Genomic DNA, 22,861 nt, shown 5'->3' on the forward strand with positions numbered 1-22,861 from the left:
TTCGCGCGTGATGCATCGAGCCGACGTTTCGCCTTTCGGGTCGCCGGGCGATGCGCCGTATCCTGGGCGGCGCGATCGCGCGTCCGCGCGCATCCATCGACGTCGACCGGCGCGCGGGAGGGCGAGCTTCGCCCCTCCGCGGCTGCCCCTGCCGAGCACCATGAGCTTCCTCAAAATCGTCTGCTCCGAGCCGAAGAACGACCTCGCCTCCTTCCTCCAATCCCTGCCGATCGAGCCCGCGGAGCCGACCATCGCGCTCGTGCTGAGCACCGCGGATCTCGCCTATCCTCATGTGGTCGCGCGGACATTCGTCGCCTCGGCCAGGGAGGTGGGGGCGTCGCACCTCCTCTGGGTGGGCCCGTACCTTCCTCCGTCGAGCCGGGTGGGGCAGCAGATACGCGACGCTGAGGCATTTGTGCGCGCCGCCGGCGCCGGGGTGACGGCCGTGTGGCACGGTCCCTTGCTCAGCGCGCTCAACCTCTGGCGCGAGGAGATCCGGCTCCGTCGCACGCTGCCGTTGCCGCTCGGAAATGGCGCGCTGCCCTGGGTCGCGCCGGCCGACGTGGCCCGCATGGTGATCCGCGCGCTCGAGCAGCCCGGCGCCCAGGCGCCTGTCGTCTGCGGCCCGGCCGCGCGCACCGGCGCTCAGGTGGCGGCCGCGCTCTCCAGCGCCATCCGGGCCGCGCTGACGAGCGAGCGCTTCGCGTGGCGGAGGTTCGAGGAGATCGATCGCGACCGCAACCGTGCGCTCAGCGAGGACGAGCTCCTGCCCTACCTCACCGGCCTCGGGGTCCCGACCGACGAGGCGAGGGCGCTGCTCCTGGCCGCGGACACGACCGGCGACGGGACCCTCGATTTCGAGGAGTTCACCGCCGGGTTGCGGGGGCGGCTCGACAACCTGGTCCAGCAGCTGCTCCGCGAGGACACCTTCGAGATCCGGTACGTGGACACGCCGGCGGACAGGGCCGTCGCGACGCTGGTCCAGGCGGGCCTGCGACGGGCGGCGGCCGAGGCGCTGATCGAGGGGTGGGCGAGCGTGGCCGCCGAAGGGATCCCCGAGGCGGCCCGCGGGTCGGACGAGGCCTGGCTCGAGCTCCCGCCCGTGAGCGTCGACGTGTGGGCCGAGCGGCACGCGCTCGACTACGTCAACGTCCACCTGCTCCCCGGGCAGGGGCTCCTCTCCCGGCGCGAGGCGATCGTCGAGGACGGCGCGGCGATGGGCGCGCTGGCCGGCAAGGAGGTGGCGGTCGCGACGATCGTGGACAGCGGCGGCCGGATCCTCTCGCTCTCCCGCGCGCTCGACGGGAGCGGCGTCTCGGCGCGGTGGCTCGACGCGCCCCCCGTGAGCCTCCGGTGGGTGACGTGCGGGGACCGCGACAGGCGCCGCGCGCTGCTCGTGTCGAACGGGCAGCTCGCGGGGCTGCACATCGAGGGCGAGTGGCAGGGCCTCCCGTCCGCGATGCGGTTGCTCATGGCGCGCGCCCCGCTGCCCGGCTGGCAGCTCACGACGTTCCGGGAGCTCGGCGAGTTGAAGCTCGATCAGCCCGCGGCGCTGTTCGAGCCGAACGAGGTCGTGTGCAACTGCGCCGGGGTCAAGCGCGGGCAGATCACGGGCTTCGTCGAGGCCGGGTGCGCGACGCTGGCCGAGCTGTCCGAGCGGACGCGGGCGGGGCAGATCTGCGGCGGCTGCGTCCCGGCGATCGAGGAGATGTTGGGCGGGTCGAGCCTTGTGCAGGCGGAGGTGAAGGGCGCGCGGGAGCTCTCTCCTGGGATCTTCCAGATCGCGCTGTCGCCGATCGGCGGCGCGCCGGCGGCGTCCGTCCCCGGGCAGCACGTGCTCGTGCAGGGCTACCTCGATCGGCGCTGGGTGGCGCGCGCGTACACGCTCTCGGCGCCCGCGCGCGCGGGCGGCGACTACGAGATCACGGTGAAGCGCGAGGAGCTCGGGGTCTTCTCCCGGTGGCTGTGCGAGCGCGCCGCGGCCTCGTTGCTGCGCGCCTCGGCGCCGCGGGGCAGCTTCGTCCTTCCGGCGCCGCCCGTGGAGCGGGTTGTGTTCCTCGCGGGCGGGATCGGCGTCACGCCGGCCATGGCGATGCTGCGGGCGCTCGACGGGAGGGCCGACCGCCCTGACGCGCGGGGCTTCCTGCTGGACTGGTCGGCGTCGCGCGCCGCGGACTTCCTCTATTTCGAGGAGGAGCTGCGCGCGGTCGCTGCCCGCACGCCCGGCGTCGCGTTCCGCCTGCGCGCGACGCAGGCGGAGGGGCGGCTGTCCCGGGAGCACGTGGCCGAGCTGTACGCTTACCGGCCGGGCTCGCGGGCGCTCGTGTGCGGGCCCGAGGCCTTCATGCGCGACGCGCTCGAGCACCTGCGCGCGGCGGGCTGGCCGCAGGACGCCATCGAGCGGGAGCTGTTCACCTCGAACGTCGACGCCGCCGGAGCGATCCGCCCGACGCCGCTCCGGCGGGCCGGCGCTGTCCGCGTGGCCGGCGGGGTCTGTCCGGTCGAGCACGGGTCGTTTCACCTGACCCCGACCGCGCCCGCGGCGGTGCCGATCGAGGCCGAGGCGTTCCTGCGCCAGTGCTACGCGGAGCTCGGGGTGCCCTCCGCCGTGGACGAGCGCTGGCAGGAGGTGCGGGCGAGCCTGGAGAAGGACGGGACGTACACGCACCTCCCCGACGAGCTCGCCTACGGGGCGCGGCTGGCGTGGCGCAACAGCTCGCGCTGCATCGGGCGGTTCTTCTGGTCGACGCTCCACGTGCGCGATCTGCGGCACCTGAAGACGGAGGAGGAGATCTTCCAGGCGCTGCTCGAGCACCTCGATCTGGCGACCAACGGGGGCGACATCCGGGCGACGATGTCGGTGTTCAGGCCGGGGGAGCCGCGGATCCGCATCTGGAACGGGCAGATCGTCCGCTATGCGGGCTACCGGCTCCCGGACGGGGGCATCCTCGGCGATCCGGCGAACGTGGAGCTGACGGAGCAGGCCCTCGCGCTGGGGTGGCCGGGTGGGGAGCGGACGCGGTTCGATCTGCTGCCGTTGATCCTCCAGATCGGCGACGCCCGGCCGCGGTGGTTCGAGGTGCCGCGGGAGCGGGTGCTCGAGGTCCCGATCGAGCACCCGCGCCACGCGTGGTTCGCCGAGCTCGGGCTGAGGTGGCATGCGCTGCCGGCGGTGAGCAACCTGGCCCTCGATCTCGGCGGGATCCACTACACGGCGGCGCCGTTCAACGGCTTCTACATGGGGACCGAGATCGGCGCGCGCAACCTGAGCGACGTGACGCGGTACAACCAGCTGCCGCTCATCGCGGATCGCCTCGGGCTGGACCGGTCGCGCAGCGACACGCTGTGGCAGGACGCCGCGCTGGTCGAGCTGAACCTCGCGGTGCTGCACTCGTTCCGGCAGGCGAAGGTGCGGATGCTCGACCACCACACGCTCTCGGAGTACTTCAAGAAGTTCGAGCAGCAGGAGCGGCAGTGCGAGCGCCCGGTCTATGCGGACTGGACGTGGATCGTGCCGCCGATGTCGGCGTCGACCATGGGGGTGTTCCACACCAACATGGAGAACAAGATCCTGAAGCCGAACTATCTTTATCAGGACGATCCGTGGAAGCCGCGGAAGGGGTAGCGGGGGCTCCTCGGGGGCCTGCTCGCCGGCCGCGCGATGCACGGCGACGTCGCCGACGCGCGCCTGCTCATCGCCGCGGCGACGGAGCGGGCGCCGTCGCTCGCGCCGTGTGCGCCGGACGTGCCCTCCGAGGTGTGCGACGTCGTGGATCGTGCCCTCGCGTTCCACAAGGTCGAGCGTTACCCTGACGCGGCGACGATGCGTGCCGACGTCCGCGCGGTGCGGGCGGGCCGCCTGCCGCCGTACGTGGTCGCCGTCGAGGAAGGCCGGATCGCGCCGGGGGCCCCGCTCCCTCGCCGCTGAGGGCGCCCACCGCGCGGCGGGCGCCCTGTCCGGCTGCGGCGCGCGTCAGCGGCGACCGGCGCAGCGGAGCCGGCCGTTGTCGTTCTCGATGTCTCCTCGGCACCGCCGGAAGTCCACCATGCGCGTCCTGAGGTAGTTTCCCCTTCGGTCCCTGCACATCGCGGACAGCGTGCCTCGTTCGGTCCGGACGTTTCTGCACGTCCTGAGATAGGAGCCCTCCGGCGGCCGTCGTTGAGCTTCCGCAACATCGCTGCTGGACAGCAGGGTAGACAACGAGAGCGCGCCGAGGACCAGCGCGACGAGCGTATTCTTCATGATTCCCCCCTTGGCGCATCGCCTGGCAAGGCGATGCTCGCGTGATCTCATGGGGCAGACACCTGGAAGCCGCAATCCCGCTGTATACTCCCCGCCTCCCCGCTTCCCTGTGAATTTCCGAAAAATTTGAGAGGATTCCTCAGGAGATAAGAGTGAGGAGTGAGGAGTGAGAGGGGAGGCCAGCTCTCTCGTTCTTTATATCCTGTGTCCTCTGTTCCTCTCTGTGGTTCAATTCCGAGCTCGCCCGCCTCGATGAGGCTGTGTTATTCCGGAGACATGCGCGTCTCTTTGACGATCGCGGTCTCGGTCATGTCGGCTGTCGCCCTGAGCAGCGCCGGTTGCGCCGACGAGGGCGCTCCCGCGGCGGGCAGCTCGCCCGGCGCAGGCGGCCTCGGTGGCAGCGGCGGCCTTGGCGGCGGTGGCCTTGGCGGTGGCGGCCTTGGCGGCGGTGGCCTTGGCGGCGGCGGCGCCGGCGAGGCCTCGTCCGGGTCGAGCAGCGCCGAGGTGTCCAGCTCGACCGGCGTCGGGGGAGGGGAGGCGGGCCAGCGCGACAGGTTCGGGATCGCGATGCTGCGGCCCACGCTGCCCTCCGGCAAGGCGTGGTCCTCGACCTGGGACAACGGGGCTGCGCGCACGTTTTCAGGGATCGACCCGGAAGACGCGTGGTTCGACGCCGACCACGGCGACGCCTCGTATGACACCGACGGCCAGGGCATCCTCAAGATCAGCGGCAGGGTTCCGCGGATGTACGTGCACGACCCCGCGCTCGAGGACCCGTGGCGCGACGTCGAGGTGACGATGTATTTCCTGCGCGCCGCCGACGACGGGACTCCCTACGGAGGCCTCGTCGCCATGACGCGCACAAACCACGGCACGATCGGCGACGAGGACGACAACAAGTGCGACACGCGCGGGATCGCCGCGCGCATGCGCTATGACGGCAAGATCGATTTCGAGAAGGAGACGAATCACCCCGCCTCGGTGGCCATCCTCAGCAGGACGTACTGGGAGGGCGGCATGCCGGAGCAGGTCTGGATCGGGTACAAGCAGCTCGTCTACGACCTGCCGAACGGCGATGTGAAGCAGGAGCTCTGGATCGATGAGACCGACGGCGCGGACGGCGGCGCCTGGGTGAAGATCCACGAGCACGTCGACCAGGGGACCGATTTCGGCGTGGGGGGCGAGCCCTGCCAGCCGGGCATCGATCCCGCGATGAGGCTCACCGGGGAGCCGACCCGCCCTGGATCGGAGACGGGCAAGCCCAACATCAGCGTCTACTTCCGGAGCGACGGGGTAGGCCCCGATGGGCTCCTGTACAAGAAGGGCAGCGTGCGAGAGATCGTGCCCTGACCTGCCCCCGCGCGCCTGCGGGCGCCTCCGCCCGCGAGGTCAGCGACAAACGTGCGCGACGCCGCGACGCCGCGACGCCGCGACGCCGCGACGCCGCGACGCCGCGACGGCGTGACGCCGCGACGCCGCGACGCCGCGACGGCGTGATCTCGCGCCCCGGCGAGCCTTTACGCAGGGCGCGACTTCGCCGATCCTTGTGCAATGAACCTACGGCTTGTTTCAGCTTCAGCCTTGGCGTTTGCTGTCGCGCTCCATGCGTCCGGGTGCTCGGATGCTGGCACCGATCCCGGCGGCGCCAGCGCCAGCGCCGGCGCCGGTACCGGGGGCGCGGGCGGCGAGGACGAGGACGGTCCCGGGGAGATCGCCGGCGTCGGCGGCGGGGGAACCGAGCTCTCGAGCGCGGTGAGCGTGATCATCACGGCCGACAACGCGTACGGCTTCGGCTACGGGACCGGCGACGAGCTCCTGAGCTATTTCGGCGGGATCGAGAACAACCTCGCCCAGGCGATCTTCTCCTGCCCCATCGGCAATGGGCCCGAGTCGTACACCGTGCCGGCGGCGTCCGCGAACGCTGGACACTACCTCTACATCATCACGTACGCCGACAAGCTCACGACGCAGGGCGTGATCGGCCAGTTCTTCCGTGAGGGAGCCGCGCCCGTCTTCACCGGCAACGGCGCGTGGGAGGTCTGCGCGACGGGCGAGGACTACGACCTCGGCTCGCTCGGGCCGACGCTGGAGACCGTCAACCAGTATATCGCGCGCTGCAACGGCGGCGATCTCGACCCCCAGACGACCAGCGCTGGCTGGGTGACGACCGAGCCGTCCGCGAACGGCCATGTCGTGTTCGGAGAGACGAACGACACCGAACGCACGATCCCGGAGCCCGGCAACGAGTTCTCTGTCGTCTGCGAGATCGACAAGGAGGCTCGGTGGATGTGGTACGAGTGGGAGCCGGACCGAAGCACCGGCAGCCCGTTCCTGTGGCCCGGCGGCAGCGGCAACGTCACCAAGGACTTCCTGATCTTCCGCCTCGGCGCCGAGTTCGTCCCCGAGGTGCCGCGCTAGCCGCCGGAGGAACCGCGCCGCGGCCGTCGAGAGGCCGCGGCGCCCTTCTTCACTTCGCCTCGACCTTCACGCCGGCGCTGGCCTTGAAGTTCGCCTTCGCTCCCCCTCCTCCGTTCCCTTCCTCCACCGGCGTGGTCGCCTTCAGATCGAACGACGGCGGCGTGTTGGGATCGCACTCCGGCGGCGGCCCGAAGCCGTCGGCGTTGAACTTCCACGCGAGCGACCCCGAGGCCGACGGCTCCTTCCGGATCGCCTTGATCTCCACCTCGTGCTCCCCGGCGCGCGCCGGCGTGCAGTACGACAGCAGGTAGAAGCGCTTCATGTGCGCCTCGATCTTCGCCGCGATCTTCTCGAACGACTCCTTGACCTTGGCCTGGTCCGCCGCGAGCTCGGTCCCGTCGCGCCCGATCTCGTCGAGCCTCGCCTTCTCGATCTCGGCGCCGACGCCGACGACGAAGATCTGGTAATTCTTGTAGTCCTCCTTGTTGAGCTCCTTCAGCATGTCGTCGCGGCTCACGCGGTTCGCGCGATCGGTGCCGTCCGAGAAGACGACGAGCGTGCCGAACTTGAGCGGCCGCCGGTCCCTGTCGAGCTGCTTCTTGAGCTCCCGGACGCCCTCGACCACGCCGCCGTGGAGGTTCGTCGACGTGTCCTTGGGCTTGTAGCTCCGGAGCCCCTCGAGTCCGCCCTGGACCGAGCCCTGCGCCTCGGTGAACGGGACGACCGAGTGGATCTTTACCTCGCCATCGAACGCGTAGACGCCGACCTTCTGGCTCTTGCCCACCCGATCGCTGAACGACTGCGCGGCGTCGACGAGCGCGTCGGCCTGACCCGACTCGGTGATGCTGCCGCTCATGTCGACGAGCAGCATCGTGTACATGACCGCCGCGACCTCGGGGTTCTGGATGGTCTGCTTGCTCTCGAACTTCGAGACGAGGTCGCCGTCCTCGTAGATCTCGAAGTCCTCGGCCGTGAGGCCGCCCACCGGCTCGTCCTCGCCGGCATCGACGCTGAAGAACACCCAGACGTTGTTCGGCTTCTTCTGGGCGGAGTTGATCCGGTTGACCCGCAGCCCGCCGCCGCAGGCCACGCTCGAGAGAGCGAACATGGCGGCGAGCAGGATCCGGAACGCTGGTGAACAAAAGAGAATTTTCACGGCGCGATTAGCGCGCATCGGACGCTGCGCTGTCAATTCACTGCTGCAGGCGGCCCGCCGGGCGGCCGGCGCGCCAGCCGGACGCGGCCGCGCCCGCAGGCGGGCAGCGCGGCCCTTCCCGGGGAGGCCGCCGCGCGGACGCCTCGCCGGTCGGCGCCGGAGGGCGCTCGCGCCGGTTTACACCGGGCAGGAGACCGCCGTACATAGGCCGCCGGCGCGCGGCGCGGCAGGAGCCGGAGCGCGCGCGCCGCCGTCGGGCCGTCAGCGAGTTGCTCTCCCCCGGCGGATTTCCGTTACCCTGTCGCGGACATGGCACGCATCCTGATCGTCGAGGACTCGCCGGCAATGCGAGCGTATGTACGCTCGACGCTCGAGGACTGCGTGCTGGGGCTCGCGGGCGACGTCGACATCGTCGAGGCGATGAACGGCTTCGACGCGCTCCGCCTCCTGCCGCGCGGCGCGTTCGACCTCGTCATCACCGACATCAACATGCCCGACATCAACGGGCTCGAGCTCATCCGCTTCGTCCGGCAGAGCGACCGCTACCGGCGCGTCGGCATCCTCATCATCTCGACGCAGGCGACCGAGCGCGACGTCCAGCGCGGGCTCAGCCTCGGGGCCGACCTCTTCCTCCCGAAGCCGTTCACGCCCGAGGCCCTCCGCGACGCGGTGATCGCCTGCCTGGACTGGCGGGCCGAGCACGCCGACACCGATGCCCCGCCGCCGGCCGACCGCGAAGGCGGCGCCGAGGAGAGCCGATCCCCGCTGGCCGCTCGCGCCCCGGGGCCGGTGACCCGCACCAAGCAGCCCGGCTCCGACGAGGGAGGCGGCGGCTGATGGTCGACAGCGGCGATCGGGCGCGCGAAGAGTTCTTCTCGGAAGCGCAGGAGATCGTCGAGGGGCTCGGGCGCGACCTCCTCGCGCTCGACGAGGCGGTGCGGACCAACAAGGTCGACCCCGACGTCATCAACGACGTCTTCCGCGCCGTGCACACCCTGAAGGGGCTCGCCGGGCTCTTCGGCGCCACCCGGATGGCCACCCTGTCGCACGAGCTCGAGGAGCTGCTCGACAACCTGCGCCTCGGCCGCATCGAGATCAGCGCGTCCGTCCTCGATCTCCTGTTCCGCAGCGTCGAGCTCTACGGGCGCATCCTCCAGAACGAGAAGGACGGGCGCGACGCGCCCATGCCCGAGGTCGACGACCTCCTCCGCCTGCTCCACCAGGACGCCGGCCCGAGCGCGGCCGGCCTCCCGGACGACAACTACGACCTCGATCCGGGGCTGCTCTCCGTGCTCACCGAGTACGAGGAGCACCGGCTGCGCACGAACATCGCGAGCGGGATGACCCTGTTCCGGCTCCGCGTGCAGTTCCACCTCGCCACGATCGACCAGGCCCTCGACGACCTGAAGATCACCGCGAAGCCGTACGGTGAGATCATCACCTACCTGCCGACCGGCGCGGGCGCGGACCAGGACTCGATCGAGCTCGACATCCTGATGGCCTCGCGCGCGCCGCTCGAGGAGCTCCAGCGCGCCCTGCACCAGGCCGGCGCCGCGGTCGAGGAGATCCCGCGGCGCAACAACAACGGGCACGGCCGGGTCGCCCCGCCGGGGATGCCGTCGATGTCCGCGGCGCTCCGGGGCGGCGTGCCGACGGGCGTGTCGCGGGCGGTCGACCTGACCGGCTCGATGGCGGCGAGCCCGCCGTCGAGCGCGCGCAACCGCAAGGGAGAGCTCAGCTCCATCCGCTCGGTCGCCCAGACGGTGCGGGTCGACATCCACAAGCTCGACCGGCTGATGAACATCGTCGGCGAGCTCGCCCTCGTCCGATCGGCGCTCGGCCGCCTCGTCGAGCGCCTCCGGGCGGCGCCGACCGAGCGCGAGCTCTCCCTCGACCTCCACCGGCTCCAGCGCACGTTCGACCGGCACCTCGCGGCCATGCAGGCGGGCATCCTCGAGGTCCGGATGGTCCCGCTCGGGCAGGTCTTCGACAAGCTCGCCCGCGTCGTGCGCCAGATCAGCCGCGACGCGGACAAGCTCGTGAACCTCGTCATCACGGGCGCCGAGACCGAGGTCGACAAGCTCATCGTCGAGGAGCTCAGCGACCCGCTCATGCACATGATGCGCAACGCCATCGACCACGGCATCGAGTCGAAGAGCGTGCGCGAGGCGGTGGGCAAGCCGGCGGTCGGCACGATCGCGCTGAACGCCTTCCAGAAGGGCAACCACGTCGTCATCGAGATCGAGGACGACGGCAAGGGCATCGACGTCGACAAGCTGCTCGACGCCGCCCTGCGCCGCGGGGTCATGACCCCGGAGGACGCGCGGACCACGAGCTACCGCGAGGTCCTGAACCTCATCTTCCAGCCCGGCATCTCGACGAAGACCGACGTGAGCGAGATCTCGGGGCGCGGCGTCGGGATGGACGTCGTGAAGACGAACATCAGCAAGCTCGGCGGCGTCATCGACGTGCACAGCGAGCCCGGCATCGGCACCAAGATGACGGTGACGCTGCCGATCACGCTGGCGATCATCAGCGCGCTAATCGTCCGCGTCGCCGACCGGCTCTTCGCGATCCCGCTCACGAACGTGCAGGAGGCGGTCGCGCTCGACGAGGCCACGGTGCGCCAGATCGACGGCCGCGAGATGATCACGCTGCGCAACAGCACGCTCCAGCTCTGCTACCTGGCGCGGCTGTTCGGCCTGAACGAGGAGGAGGAGCTCAGCGCGCGCATCGCCGGCCTGCTCGGCGGGGCGCGCGGCGGCTCGGCGGCCCGCGCCGCCGTGTCCGGCGGGCGCCGCGGTGACGGCGGCCGCGGGACGCTCGGGCTCCAGGGGGGGAACAAGCGCAAGTACATCGTCGTGGCGTCGGTCGGCGCGCGCAGGCTGGGGCTCGTCGTGAGCACGCTCATCGGCCAGCAGGACGTCGTGTTCAAGGCGCTCGGCCCGTCGCTCGCCTCGGTGCGCGGCTTCTCCGGCGCCACGGAGCTCGGCGATCAGCGCATCGCGCTCGTCATCGACGCCCCGGCGCTCATCGAGGAGATCCTCCACGGCGGCGGCGACCGGCAGCGCAACGACCCGCGGAGCACCCATGGCTAACCTCTCCCGAAGGACCGCCCGGATCCCCGTCTCGAAGAGGAACTCGCGCGCGCAGGCGAGCGGCCCGCGGACCGAGTACCTCGCGTTCACGCTCGCGGGCGACACCTACGCCGCGCCCGTCTCGCTCGTGCGCGAGATCCTGAAGCCGCCCCCGCTCACGCCGGTGCCGCGCGCGCCGGACTCGACGATGGGCATCGTCAGCGTGCGCGGGCAGCTGGTGACCGTCATCGATCTGCGGCGGCGGATGCGGCTGCACGAGGGGGCGCCGCAGCGGCGGGCGCGCATCCTGCTCGTCGACGCGGCGAACGGCGAGACGCTCGGCCTGTTCGTCGACGAGGTCCAGCAGGTCTACCGGCTCGCCGACGCCGAGATCGAGCACGCCGCGACGGCGCTCGGGGGGGACGTCGCGGGCTACATCGCCGGCATCGCCCGGCCCATGCACGGGGCGAGCGCGTCGGATGGCACCCAGGGCGAGGCGCAGCCGCGCGTCATCATCCTGCTCGACCTGCAGGCCATACTCGCGTCCTAACGGACGAATCGTCCGCGCCCGGGCGGCTCGCAGAGCCCGGGCGCTCGGAGGCTCAGATGCCGTTGACTGGAGAGCGCAGCCGTCCCGACCCGCAGAAGAGCCTCGTCGGCTTCGTGGTCGGCGACGTGCAGTACGCGATCGACATCACGCGGGTGCGCGAGATCGTGAATCCGCTCGAGGTGACCATGCTGCCGCACACGCCCCCCGAGGTCTCCGGCGTCGCGAACCACCGCGGCGAGGTGGTGCCGGTGATCGAGCTCCGCGTGCGCTTCGGGCTGCCTCCGGTCGAGCCGAGCCGCAGCACCAAGTGGATCCTTGTCGACGTGGGGACGCACACGGTGGGGCTCGTCGTCGACGCCGTGACGGAGGTCTTCGGGACGAGCGGCGACTACCGGCCGACGCCGCCCGTGGGCGGCAGCGGCGATCTGCGCGGCATCGTGGGGGTGACGACCCACGACGAGCGGATGATCTTCGTGCTCGACGTCGGGCGCTTCATCGAGCTCGCGCTCGCGCTCGCCGCGTCGGGCGCCCTCCTGGAGGCCCCGTGAGCCGCGCCTTCGACGATCTCGGCCCGTACGGGGGTCCGCGCGTGAGCGACGCGGGCCCCTGGCCGACCGAGCCCGAGTCCATCGCGCCCAGCGTGCGGAGCACGCCGATGCCGATCGCGGCCATCGCCGCGGCGCTCGCCGCGGACGACGCCGAGGAGCGCCGCCAGGCGGCCGCGCGGCTCGGCAGGGCGGACGTCACGGAGGCCCTGCCGCTCCTGCTGCGCGCGCTCGGCGATCCCGACTGGCGCGTCCGGAAGGAGGCGACCTACGCGTGCCACCGGCTGATCCAGGCGGCGCCGCCGCAGGGCGCCGAGGGCGAGCGGCCGCCCGCGCCGCCGGTCGGCGCCGAGGGAGAGCGGCCGTCCGCCGCGCAGCTCCTCGTCGGGGCGGTGCTCGGCGCGCTGCGGGAGAGCGACGACGTCGGCCTCAGGAACGCGGCCATCGAGGTGCTCGGCTACTGCGGCGGCGACGCCACGCCGGCGCTCGTCGCGGCGCTCGGCGAGCTCACGGGGGACGAGCGCAAGCTCGTCGTCGACGCGCTCGGCCGCACGCGCGACCCGGCCGCGCTCGACGCGCTCTACGCGGCGCTCGCGGAGAAGGACGACAACCTGCGCCAGAGCGCGATCGAGGCGATCGCCGGGATGGGGCTCATCGCGCGCGAGCGGGTGACGGACATCCTGTACGAGCGGCTCGGCGATCGGGATCGCTTCGTGCGGCTGACCGCGCTGAACGGGCTGAACGGGCTCGAGGCGCCGGTGCCGTGGCGGGTGCTGTCGCTGCTCATCGACGACCCGATCCTCCGCTCGGCGGCGCTGGTCGCCGCGGCGCTCGCGGAGAGCCCGGAGGCGCCGCGGGCGCTCGCTGCGGCGCTCGCGACGGCGCGGGGCGGCGCCTTCGCGCAGCTCGTCCGGGCGCTCGCGCGGCTCGTCGAGGGGCCGCTCGCGTCGCACGTGGTCGACGCGCTGCGCGCGGCTCCGCAGGAGGTGGGCGCCCGCCTCGTGCAGGTCGCCTCCGCCGCGCCGGGCTCCGCCGGCGCGGAGCCCCCGTCGTGGCGCGGCGTCGGCGTGGATCCGGTGGGCGGGCGCGCGCACGCGCTCCTGCTCGCGGCGATGGCGCGCGCGCCTGGCGCGGCCGACGCCGCGGTGCAGGCCATGATCGAGCCCGCGCTCGTCGAGACGGCGCAGCGCGCGCTCGGGCTGCTCGGCGGGGAGGCGCTGCCCGCGGTGCTCGCCTACCTCGAGCGGCACATCGATCCCGATCCGGATCTCTGGGAGGGCCTCGACGACGCGACGGCCGCGCTCATCGACGGCGCCGTGGCGATCGCGGAGCAGCGCTGGCGCGAGGGCGCGCTGGCGCGTCCGCCGCAGCCCGCCGCCGATCCGACGCTCGACGAGCTGCTCGGCGCGGTGCGGAGGTCGGTCAAGAGCCCCTCGACGCTCGTGGCGACCAGCGCGCTCTACGGCCTGGCGAAGATCGGCACCGCGGACGACTTCTCGCGGGTCGTGTCGCAGACCCGCGCGATCTCGCTGCCGGTCGCGCGCGCCGCGGAGTGCGCGCTCGCGGGGCTTTCGGAGCGGTACCCCGAGCCGGCGCGCGCGCTGGCGCGCCCGCTGATGCAGGCGGAGGAGACCCACCTCGCGGCGGCGATCGTGATCGAGGCGCTCGGCACGGCGGATCCTGAAGAGATCGCGTTCCTCACGAGCGCCGCGTCGGTGGGGGACGTGCGCGCGCGCCGCGCGGCGGTGACCGCGATCGCGGCGGCGGCGGGCGTCTCGGCGCTCGAGGTGCTGAGCCTCTCGCTGGCGGACGAGGAGCGGGAGGTCCGGCTCGCGGCGGCGCGGGCGCTCGGCCGCCTGTACGCCTCGCTCGCGGATCGGGCGGGGGACGAGCGGGCGCGCGCCCGCGAGCTGCTCGGGCTTGTGCGCGCGTCGGGGGAGCCGGAGCTCGTCGCGGCGGCGGCGCAGGGGGGCGCCCCGTTCCGCTCGGATCCGCCGTGGGGCGAGGCCGGGGATCGGCCGGGCGCGCCCGCCTCGAGCGAGGGCGGCGAGGGAGCGACGTCCCCCTCGGGGATGTCCGGCGGGCCGCCGTCGGGGAAGGTGCTGTGAACCGGCGGCGGGACGACGAGATCCGCCTCTTGCCTGACGAGTTCCAGAGGCTGCGCGACCTCTTCAACAAGCACTGCGGGCTCCAGTTCGGTCCCGAGGCGCGCACGTCGATGGAGCGCCGGCTCCGCGAGCGGGTCGTGGTGCTCGGGCTCTCGTCGTTCGCGCAGTACCACGAGTACCTGCGCACCCACAGCCGCGCGCGCGCCGAGCTCGACGAGGCGATAGAGCTCATCACGGTCAACGAGACGTACTTCTTCCGCGAGGACTACCAGCTGCGCGCCCTCATGACCGAGATCGTGCCGATGATCGTCAAGGCGGGGGGCGCCAAGGGCCGGCTGTCGATCTGGAGCGCGGGCTGTTCGACGGGCGAGGAGGTCTACTCGATCGCGATCACGGCGCGGGAGTCGGGCGCCGTGGATCGCGGCGAGGTCCGGATCTTCGGCAGCGACATCTCGCGCCGCTGCGTGGTCGCCGCGCGCAAGGGGATCTACGGCGCCTCGTCGTTCCGCGTGGCGCCGCCCGAGCTGAAGCGGCGCTACTTCACGGAGCGGCTGGACGGGTTCCACGTGGTGGACGAGCTGCGCTCGCTCTGCCAGTTCGGCCACCTGAACCTGCTCGACTCGTCGCGCGCGGCGGTGGTCGGGCGGGTGGACGTCATCTTCTGCCGCAACGTCCTCATCTATCTGGACGAGGAGTCGCGGCGCCGGGTGATCGACATCTTCTACGAGCGCCTCTCGCCCGGCGGGTTCCTCCTGCTGGGCCACTCCGAGTCGCTCCTGAACGTCACGACGGCGTTCGAGATCGTGCACCTGCGGGAGGATCTCGTGTACCGAAAGCCGGCGGCCACGCTGCGTCTGGGGCTCGCGGAGACCTTCCCGGAGCGGGGGGGCGGGGAGGAGGGCGGATGAGGCGCCGACGAAGTCGAGGCTGTACGGGCGACGGGTGGTCCCATGGCGCTCCGGGTGGGGTAGAATGAACCTCCGGCGGAAGGTTTTGCGCTCATGACATTCGCTCCCCTGCGCGTGCTCGTCGTCGACGACTCCGCGTACAACCGGCGCAACATCGCCGAGATCTTGAGCGGAAGCGACGAGATCGAGGTCGTGGGCAAGGCCGGAGACGGCGACGACGCGCTCCGTCAGGCCGCCCAGCTGAGGCCGGATGCGATCACGCTCGACCTCGAGATGCCGCGGATGGACGGCTTCACCTTCCTCCGCATCCTGATGGCGAGGCAGCCCACGCCTGTGATCATCGTCTCGAGCTACAGCCACAAGGAGAACGTCTTCAAGGCGCTCGAGCTCGGCGCCGTGGATTTCGTGGCGAAGCCGGACCGGCAGTTCACGGCGGACGCGCAGATCCGCAGGGAGATCATCCAGAAGGTCCTGCTTGTGCGCTACCTCCGGCCCCGGTCTCCGATGCCGGCGGCCACGGCTCCGACCCGGGCGTCGCAGCCTGCGCTGCAGCGCCCGGTGCAGGAGTCGTCGCGGCTCGGGGTCTCGCTGCGCCACCTCGTGGCGGTCGGCTCGTCGACCGGCGGTCCCACGGCGCTCCTGGAGATCTTCAACCGCATCCCGGATCGCTTCCCCGGCGCGATCTTCATCGCGCAGCACATGCCGGACAAGTTCACCCGCACGTTCGCCGAGCGGCTCGATCGCAAGGGCGGGCTCCGCGTTGTGGAGGCGCAGAACGGCGAGCAGGTGCTGAGCCGCAAGGCCTACGTATGTCCCGGGAGGATGTGCATGGAGATCGCGGTGACGCCGGGCAGCGGGGTCGGGTTGAGCGGCGACATCCGGATCCGGGTGGGGGCGCCGGCGCCCGGCGATCGGTACGTGCCGAGCGCGGATCGGCTGTTCCGGAGCGTGGCGCAGGTGGGCGGCAGCCGCGCGGTGGGCATCATCCTGACGGGGATGGGGGATGATGGGGTGAACGGTGCGCGGGCGATCCGCGCGGCCGGGGGCACGGTGGTGGCCGAGAGCGAGGACTCGGCGGTGGTCTACGGCATGCCGGGGGCCGCGGTGCGGGCGGGGGTCGTGAACGAGAGCCTTCCGTTCACGGCGATCGGCGACTTCATCGCGCTGCTCTCCTGAGGCGGCGCGGTAGATCCGCTGGAAGCCCGAAGGAAGAGAGGTTTCTGCCCGTCTCCTCGCCTGGCCCTCTTCCTCTGCTGTCTTCCCTCTGTGTCCTCTGGGCCTCTGTGGTTTAAAATCTCTCCCTTCATCACATCTCCGCCGGTGCTGTGTGTGCTCCAGCCCCCCGACTTCTGGAGGTTCGCGGCCGTTTCGCCTGACTGTCAAAGTTGACCCCTCGGGCGCATCGTGAGACAGGTCGGTCCCTGACATGCGGATCCGACGCGCCGCACGCAGGCTTGTTTGTTTTGGCTGGATGGCCGCCCTCTCGGGCGTCGCTCTCGACGGCCTCGCCGCGCCTCCGGAGGCTGCGGCCGAGGCGAAGAAGGCCGAGCCGGCTGCGGCCGAGGCGAAGAAGGCCGAGCCGGCTGCGGCCGAGGCGAAGAAGGCCGAGCCGAAGAAGGACGGGGTGGCCGACGGCAAGGCGGACCGGCCGGAGGCGAAGAAGGCCGGCGAGGTCAGGGCGGAGAAGCCGGCGCCGGCCAGGCCCGCCGCCGCGTCGAGCGGGAAGGACGGCGCGAAGCGCGTGGCCGCCAAGACGCCGGCGAAGCCGGCGGCGCGATCGAAGGCGCCGAAGAAGGGCGCGACAAAGATCCCGCGCAAGGCGGGGGAGCCCGGCGTCCCGGACGCGGCCGCGCGGCGGGTCATCGCGGGCACCGCGACGCCGGCGGGGGCGAGCGTCGCCGAGTCGCCCGAGCTCCGCACGATGCGCGACATCGACCTGGCCCTGTTTCCCGGCGCGACCCCGAGCGCCGGGCCCGCGTGGCCGGTCGACGGCACGCTCCTGCTCGGCGCGGGCGAGCCGCGCCTCGAGGCCTCCGGCCTGCCGCCCTCGGGGCTGCCCGTCGCGCCGGCGATGTCCGAGGAGACCCGCGACATCTCCTGGCTGCGCCAGCTCGATCTGCCCGAGATCCCGGTGCGCTGGGACGGCCGGGTCGTGCGCTACCTCGAGTACTACAAGGACGACCCGCGCGGCCGCTCCGCCGTGGTCACGTGGATCAAGAGGAGCGGCCGCTACGGCGCCGCCATCCGCCGCGTCCTCCGCGAGCAGGGGCTCCCGGAGGACCTGCTCTGGCTCTCGCTCGTCGAGAGCGGCTTCGACCCGACCATCCACTCGCCGGCGGGCGCCGCCGGCCTCTGGCAGTTCATGCCCGAGGGCGCGCGCATCTACGGCCTCACCGTCGACCGATGGGTGGACGAGCGGCTGGATCCAGAGCGCTCCACCCTCGCGGCGGCGCGGTACCTCTCGGATCTGCGGCGGCGCTTCGGCGGCTGGGAGCTCGCGTTCGCGGCGTACAACATGGGGTACGGCGGGCTGCTCGCGTCGATCCGGAAGTACAACACGAACGACTTCTGGGAGCTGTCGCGGCTCGAGGCGGGGATGCCGCTCGAGACGGCGCTCTACGTGCCGAAGATCCTCGCGATCGCGATCGTGGCGCGGAACCTGAAGGTGTTCGGCTGCGACGACGTCGAGCTCGATCCGGCGGTGACGTTCGACAAGATCTCGCTCGGCTCCGGGATATCGCTGCAGTCGGTGGCGGCCGCGGCGGGGGCCGGGGCGCCGGAGATCGAGGCGCTGAACCCGCAGCTCGTGGCGAAGCGCACGCCGCCCTTGCCGGTGGACGCGAAGGAGCAGGCGCGCTGGGAGGTCCGGGTGCCAGCGGGCGCGGGGGCGCGCGCGGCGAAGTCGATGCCGAGGCTCCTGGAGCGCGAGCCGAAGCTCGAGCGCTACCTGGTCCGCTGGGGCGAGTCGCTCGACGACATCGCGACGTTCCGGGGGACGACGCGCTGGACGCTGCAGACGCTGAACGGCCTGCGGCCCGGCGAGCCGGTGCGCCCGGGGGCGCTGCTGTTCGTCCCGGCGGCGGCGGGCGTGGGCGTGGCGGCGGCGGAGCACCTGCTCGCGAACGGCGCGCCGCTCTCCTCGGAGGCGAAGCCGGTCGTGGTGGTCCCGGCGCAGCGCTTCTCTTACGAGGGTCGCCGGCGCGTCTTCTACCGCGTTGTCGCGGGCGATGCGCTCCGGGAGCTCGCGGCGGTGATGTCGGTGACGCCCGACGAGATCTGCCGCTGGAACACGCTGGCGCCCGGGGCGTCGCTGCACGAGGGGATGACGCTCCAGCTGTTCGTCCCGAGGTCGCACCGCTACGACGGGGTGTTCCTGCTCGACGAGGCCGGCGCGCGCGTCCTGGAGGTCGGCTCGGAGGAGTTCTTTGCCCACTTCGAGGCGCTGAAGGGGCGGAAGCGCATCGAGATCGCGGTGCGAGAGGGGGATACGTTCAGCAAGCTCGCGAGCCGCTACGGCCTGAGCGTCGGCAGCCTGGAGCGGATCAACCAGCGCTCGCGGCGGAGCCCGCTGATGCCCGGGGATCGGCTCGTTGTGTACGTGCCGACCTCGCGGCCGGACGAGCCGGCGCCGGTCGAGCCGCGCGAGGACGAGGTCCGCGTGGCGTCGGCCCAGGCGGCGGGCGTGGTGGACGACGGCGACAAGGCGGCCGCGGCCGAGCCGGTGAAGCCGGCGGTGCTGATGGCGCCCGCGGCGCCCGCCGAGGCCGCGCGCGCGAGCGCCGGGAAGGACGGCCGCGAGGGGTCCGTCGTCAAGGACGGGAGCAGCACGCCGGGAGGCGCTGCGGCGGCCGCGGGCGAGACGAAGCCGGCGCGGGCCGAGAAGGCCGACGCGGGCGAGACGAAGCCGGCGCGGGCCGAGAAGGCCGACGCGGGCGAGACGAAGCCGGCGCGGGCCGAGAAGGCCGAGGCGGGCGAGACGAAGCCGGCGCGGGCCGAGAAGGCCGACGCGGGCGAGACGAAGCCGGCGCGGGCCGAGAAGGCCGAGGCGAGCGCGGGCGACAAGCCCGGCGGCGCCGGCGCGGCGGGCGCGGGCGATCAGGCCGGAGCGACGCCGGAAGAGAAGAAGACCGCCGAGAGCGAAAAGAAGCCGGCGCCGGGCGGCGCAGACGAGAAGAAGCCGGCGGGGCGCGACAAGGGAGCGCAGGCCAGGGAGAAGCCCGCGGCCGGCGCCGGCACCGCGCTGTGAGTCGAGTGGCCCTGCGGCCCTGGTGAGCTCCTCCCGGCAGGCCTCCCGGAAGGCAAGACAGCCGGCGTCGTGGTCAGGCTTTGCCTGAAGGCTTCTTCAGGTCTCGTCGCGTCCGTGAACGCTGGCTGGCGGGCTCGTCGCTTCCACCGCGGTGAAAGGTTCGATGATCTTGTAAAAATGCGATGCGCCTTTAGGCACGGTCCAGGAGTCGCCCGGCTCCAGGCGCACCATCTGCCCCTCGATGTGCAGCTCGGCTCGCCCCTCGATGACGAACCCCACCGTCTCGTAATCGCGCACGGTGGGCTGTTTGGCGTCGCCCGGCAGCTCTCGCTCCCAGAGTCGCATCGAGACCTGGATCCCGGAAGCCAGGTATTTTTGCCCCATCTGGCCTCTCGGGGAGCGGCCGGAGGAGACCTTCATGATGGTTGTGTCGCCCATGTGCGCGTCGCTTTCCTCGAGTCGTTCGCCGGGTGTGGCAGCAATCGTGGGCGGCGATCGTGGATCCGAGCCCGGCACGAGCGAATCAGGCTTCTCCCGCATTCCGGGTCCGTCTTTCGTCGTCCGTTCTCCGTTGCAGAGAACGTATCGCGCCGGGGAGAAGTGCTGTAGGATGGCTCGCGCAGGAGGCGCGTCCCGTGGACCTGGGGATCGGATGTTACGTCGTGCGGGAGCAGGCGCATGAGGGATCGGGCGACGCGAGCGCTGGGCGGTGGGGGTGCCGGAGGCATGTCTCGGCTCGCCTCGCGTCGCTGGCCGCGTCCGTCCGGGCGTGCTCCGTGAGGGTGGGGCGCGCCGCGCTGCCGGAAAGCCGCTGATGTCATCGCCGACGAGTTCGACATGGCTCGCCTCCGGCGTGCTGATCGACAGGAAGTACCGGCTCGTGCGCCAGATCGGCGAGGGGGCCATGGGCGTCGTCTGGTCGGCGGTGAACGTGGCGACCGCCCGCGAGGTGGCGCTGAAGCTGATCCACCGCCCCGAGACCGAGTTCCGGCTGCGGTTGCAGCGCGAGGCGCGCAACTGCGGGGCGCTGCGGCACCGGAACGTCATCGACGTGTACGACATGGGCGAGACCGAGGCCGGGGAGCCGTTCCTCGTGATGCAGCTGCTCACGGGGGAGACCGTGGCCGAGCTGCTCGCGCGGCGGCGCCGGCTCGACCCGCCGGTCGCGGCGTCGATCGGGCGCGACGTGGCCCGGGGCCTCGCGGCGGCGCACGCGATGCACATCATCCACCGCGATCTGAAGCCGGCGAACATCTTCCTGCACCGCGAGCCGGACATGGACGAGCCGGTCGTGAAGGTGCTCGATTTCGGCGTCGCGAAGAACCTCTCGGTCAACGACGGCCTGCACACGGTGCTGGGCGGCGCGGTGGGGTCGCCGCTCTACATGAGCCCGGAGCAGGTGAGGGCCGAACCGAACGTCGATCACCGCGCCGACCTCTGGGCGCTCGGCGTGGTGCTGTTCGAGATGCTGACCGGCATGCGGCCGTTCCAGGGGGACGCGCAGGCGGTGTTCATGGGGATCCTGACGGGCGAGATCCCCACCGTGTCCAAGTACCTGCGGCGGGTGGACCAGGGGCTCGTCGACCTGATCGCCCGCTGCATGCGGCGGGACCGCGCGGACCGGATCGGCTCGGCGGCGGAGCTCGCGGCGCAGCTCGATCGGTATGCGGCGCGGGGCGTCGGCTCGGGCATGGACGCGGCGTGGCGGCAGACGTCGCCGGAGGGGCAGGGGCTGCTTCCGGGCGAGGGCGTGGACGGCGGCTGGCAGGGGGTGCAGGCCGGAGCGGCGCAACCCGGGTCGGTGGCGCAATCCGGGTCGCAACCCGGGTCGGTGGCGCAATCCGGGTCGCAACCCGGGTCGGTGGCGCAATCCGGGTCGGTGGCGCAACCCGGGTCGGTGGCGCAATCCGGGTCGCAACCCGGGTCGGTGGCGCAACCCGGGTCGGCCGGCGTCGACGCGGGCGCGGGAGCGCTGCCGCTGGCGCTGCTCGGTGGGGGGCCGCGGGCTCCGATCCCGTTGCACGAGCCGCCGGGGGCGGGCGGGTTGCCGTCGCAGCGGTCGGGGCAGGTGGCTGCGGGGCAGGCGGCCGGCCCGAGCCAGGTGGCGTATGCGGGGCAAGCGGCGGTTGCGTCGCCTCGACGCGCGGGGAGCTCAGGGCAGCACATCGCCGCGGCGTCGGCGGGTCGCGCCCTGTGGGAAGAGGACGTGGCGACCCTGCCGATCACGCGGGGGAGCGCGGAGGCGGCCGGGGCTGGCAAGCCGCGCGCGGGATCGGGGCAGCACCCGGCGGCGGGACATCCCGCGGCTGCGCTGTTGACGCCGTTGCCTTCGCCGGCCGGCGCGTCAAGGCAGTCCCACGCGAGCTGGGCGCAGCCGGTGCAAGCTGCGCCGGCGCAGGCCGCGCCGGGGGCGCACCCGGAGCGCGGGCCCTGGGGAATGACGATGCGCATGGCCTCGCCGGCGATGCCGGAGGGAAACGCAGGGCCGGGCGGCATCGGTCTTGCGGGCGCGCCGGCCCGCGGCAGCGTCGGCGCGTCGTCGAGCCGGATCCCGGAGTCGACGGTGAACTTCGCGCCGGAGGCGGGCGCGAGCGTCTCGGACTCCAGGCCGTCGGATTCCAGGCCGTCGGACTCCAGGCCGGGCGCAACGACGGGCACGGGCGTGCCGCAGCAGGCGGGGAGCTCGTCGACGACCCCGCTCGTCTCGAACCACCCGGCGGTCCATCAGACCGGGGCGTACATGGCCCAGGGGGCTCAGGAGGCCGCGCCGCAGGGCGACGATCTGAAGCGCAAGCGGACGGCCGCGACGCTGGCGATCGCGGCTGCCGCGCTGTCGCTGATCCTCGTGGGGATGCTCATCGCGTTGCGGTCGCAGGAGACGGCGCCCGCCGCGCCGCCGCCGTCCGGGAGCACGATGCTGCCCGGGATCACCCCGGAGAGAGACACGGGGAAGCCGGAGGGCGGCGGCGCTCGGCCACAGGACGACCGGCTCCCGGAGCCGCCTGCGGGAGCGCCGACGGGCTCGGCGGTGAAAGCCCCGTCCGAGCCGCCGGCGGCGCAGAGCGCCGCTCCGGTGAGCAGCGCCGGGACCGCCGCGAGCGACAGCGCCGGGACCGCCGCGAGCGACAGCGCGGGCAGCGCGACGGGCGCCGGCACAGCGGCGGGCGCCGGCACAGCGGCGGGCGCCGGCACAGCGGCGGGCGGCACGCCGACGACGGCGAGCAGCGCGAAGCCGCGCGCGGTACCGAGCTCGCCTCCGCCGGCGACAGCGCAGACCGCCAGACCTCCCTCGAATCCGTGCGCTGGTCTCAAGTTCATGGAGAAGCAAAAGTGCATAGCGAAATTAAGAAAGTAGGCTCGATGCTACGGGGTCTGGCGCCGCTTCTCCCGCGCTGACACGGCGATCGCTCGCACCGGTGCTCGCAAGAAGCGATGCGCGGGTGACGCTCCGGTGTGCTGAGCGCAGGCCGCGCAGGAGCGCGCCGGACCCGACCTCGCGCTCCTGCGCCCCGCCGCCGCCCGGGCACGTGCCTTTACTTGACGGTACGCTATCTCACCTGCGACAATCGCCTCCGAGCGCGTTCGATCTGTCTCTGCGCCCGTCCTCAAC

The 22,861-nt window shown here is 72.4% G+C and carries 16 protein-coding genes; 13 read left to right on the plus strand and 3 right to left on the minus strand.

Going from position 1 to position 22,861, the window contains the following annotated elements; translation table 11 throughout:
* The first annotated feature begins 160 nt into the window (after positions 1 to 160).
* Positions 161 to 3,625 carry a nitric oxide synthase oxygenase gene (locus tag WMF28_RS07695; protein ID WP_437601451.1) on the plus strand — a complete coding sequence of 1,155 codons (3,465 nt, stop codon included), beginning with the start codon at positions 161 to 163 and terminating at the stop codon, positions 3,623 to 3,625.
* Between the two features lie 36 nt (positions 3,626 to 3,661).
* Positions 3,662 to 3,928 carry a hypothetical protein gene (locus WMF28_RS07700; RefSeq protein WP_437601452.1) on the plus strand — a complete coding sequence of 89 codons (267 nt, stop codon included), beginning with the start codon at positions 3,662 to 3,664 and terminating at the stop codon, positions 3,926 to 3,928.
* Positions 3,929 to 3,973: 45 nt separating this feature from the next.
* Here the strand turns inward: WMF28_RS07700 and WMF28_RS07705 are convergent, their stop codons facing one another.
* Positions 3,974 to 4,243 carry a hypothetical protein gene (locus tag WMF28_RS07705; RefSeq protein ID WP_437601453.1) on the minus strand — a complete coding sequence of 90 codons (270 nt, stop codon included), beginning with the start codon at positions 4,241 to 4,243 and terminating at the stop codon, positions 3,974 to 3,976.
* A 276-nt stretch (positions 4,244 to 4,519) separates the two neighbouring features.
* On the opposite strand from WMF28_RS07705, the gene WMF28_RS07710 reads away from it, so the two are divergent.
* The gene (locus WMF28_RS07710) at positions 4,520 to 5,593 is read left to right on the plus strand and encodes a hypothetical protein (protein ID WP_437601454.1); all 1,074 of its coding nucleotides are present in this window, start codon (positions 4,520 to 4,522) and stop codon (positions 5,591 to 5,593) included.
* Positions 5,594 to 5,824: 231 nt separating this feature from the next.
* Complete coding sequence (locus WMF28_RS07715) at positions 5,825 to 6,661, plus strand: hypothetical protein (RefSeq protein WP_437601455.1); 837 nt, start codon at positions 5,825 to 5,827, stop codon at positions 6,659 to 6,661.
* A 49-nt stretch (positions 6,662 to 6,710) separates the two neighbouring features.
* Here WMF28_RS07715 and WMF28_RS07720 read toward each other — a convergent pair whose 3' ends face one another.
* Positions 6,711 to 7,817, minus strand: a complete 1,107-nt coding sequence (locus WMF28_RS07720; RefSeq protein WP_437601456.1) for a VWA domain-containing protein — start codon at positions 7,815 to 7,817, stop codon at positions 6,711 to 6,713.
* A gap of 309 nt (positions 7,818 to 8,126) precedes the next feature.
* Here WMF28_RS07720 and WMF28_RS07725 point away from each other — a divergent pair, with 309 nt between their 5' ends.
* From WMF28_RS07725 to WMF28_RS07760, 8 genes are all read left to right on the plus strand, one after another.
* Positions 8,127 to 8,654: a response regulator gene (locus tag WMF28_RS07725; RefSeq protein ID WP_437601457.1), complete on the plus strand. Its 528-nt coding sequence runs from the start codon at positions 8,127 to 8,129 to the stop codon at positions 8,652 to 8,654.
* Entirely contained in the window at positions 8,654 to 10,915 is a 2,262-nt protein-coding gene (locus WMF28_RS07730) for a chemotaxis protein CheA (protein ID WP_437601458.1), read from the plus strand. Before WMF28_RS07725 ends, WMF28_RS07730 begins: the two co-directional genes overlap by 1 nt.
* Positions 10,908 to 11,444, plus strand: coding sequence for a chemotaxis protein CheW (locus WMF28_RS07735; RefSeq protein ID WP_437601459.1), 537 nt, complete (start codon positions 10,908 to 10,910; stop codon positions 11,442 to 11,444). Before WMF28_RS07730 ends, WMF28_RS07735 begins: the two co-directional genes overlap by 8 nt.
* Before the next feature lie 56 nt (positions 11,445 to 11,500).
* Positions 11,501 to 11,992 (plus strand): chemotaxis protein CheW, encoded by a 492-nt coding sequence (locus tag WMF28_RS07740; protein WP_437601460.1) that lies wholly within the window; start codon positions 11,501 to 11,503, stop codon positions 11,990 to 11,992.
* Positions 11,989 to 14,097, plus strand: a complete 2,109-nt coding sequence (locus WMF28_RS07745) for a HEAT repeat domain-containing protein (RefSeq protein WP_437601461.1) — start codon at positions 11,989 to 11,991, stop codon at positions 14,095 to 14,097. Before WMF28_RS07740 ends, WMF28_RS07745 begins: the two co-directional genes overlap by 4 nt.
* The gene (locus WMF28_RS07750) at positions 14,094 to 15,005 is read left to right on the plus strand and encodes a CheR family methyltransferase (RefSeq protein WP_437601462.1); all 912 of its coding nucleotides are present in this window, start codon (positions 14,094 to 14,096) and stop codon (positions 15,003 to 15,005) included. The genes WMF28_RS07745 and WMF28_RS07750 overlap by 4 nt, the downstream gene beginning before the upstream one ends.
* A gap of 93 nt (positions 15,006 to 15,098) precedes the next feature.
* A complete protein-coding gene (gene cheB, locus WMF28_RS07755; protein WP_437601463.1) occupies positions 15,099 to 16,181 on the plus strand; it encodes a chemotaxis-specific protein-glutamate methyltransferase CheB in 1,083 nt (360 codons plus the stop codon).
* Between the two features lie 295 nt (positions 16,182 to 16,476).
* Positions 16,477 to 19,251: a transglycosylase SLT domain-containing protein gene (locus tag WMF28_RS07760; RefSeq protein ID WP_437601464.1), complete on the plus strand. Its 2,775-nt coding sequence runs from the start codon at positions 16,477 to 16,479 to the stop codon at positions 19,249 to 19,251.
* Positions 19,252 to 19,347: 96 nt separating this feature from the next.
* Here WMF28_RS07760 and WMF28_RS07765 read toward each other — a convergent pair whose 3' ends face one another.
* Complete coding sequence (locus WMF28_RS07765) at positions 19,348 to 19,689, minus strand: cupin domain-containing protein (RefSeq protein ID WP_437604226.1); 342 nt, start codon at positions 19,687 to 19,689, stop codon at positions 19,348 to 19,350.
* Positions 19,690 to 20,065: 376 nt separating this feature from the next.
* On the opposite strand from WMF28_RS07765, the gene WMF28_RS07770 reads away from it, so the two are divergent.
* Positions 20,066 to 22,606 (plus strand): protein kinase domain-containing protein, encoded by a 2,541-nt coding sequence (locus WMF28_RS07770; protein ID WP_437601465.1) that lies wholly within the window; start codon positions 20,066 to 20,068, stop codon positions 22,604 to 22,606.
* Positions 22,607 to 22,861 lie beyond the last annotated feature (255 nt).

Source organism: Sorangium sp. So ce590 (genome assembly GCF_051521365.1).
GTDB lineage: Bacteria > Myxococcota_A > Polyangia > Polyangiales > Polyangiaceae > Sorangium.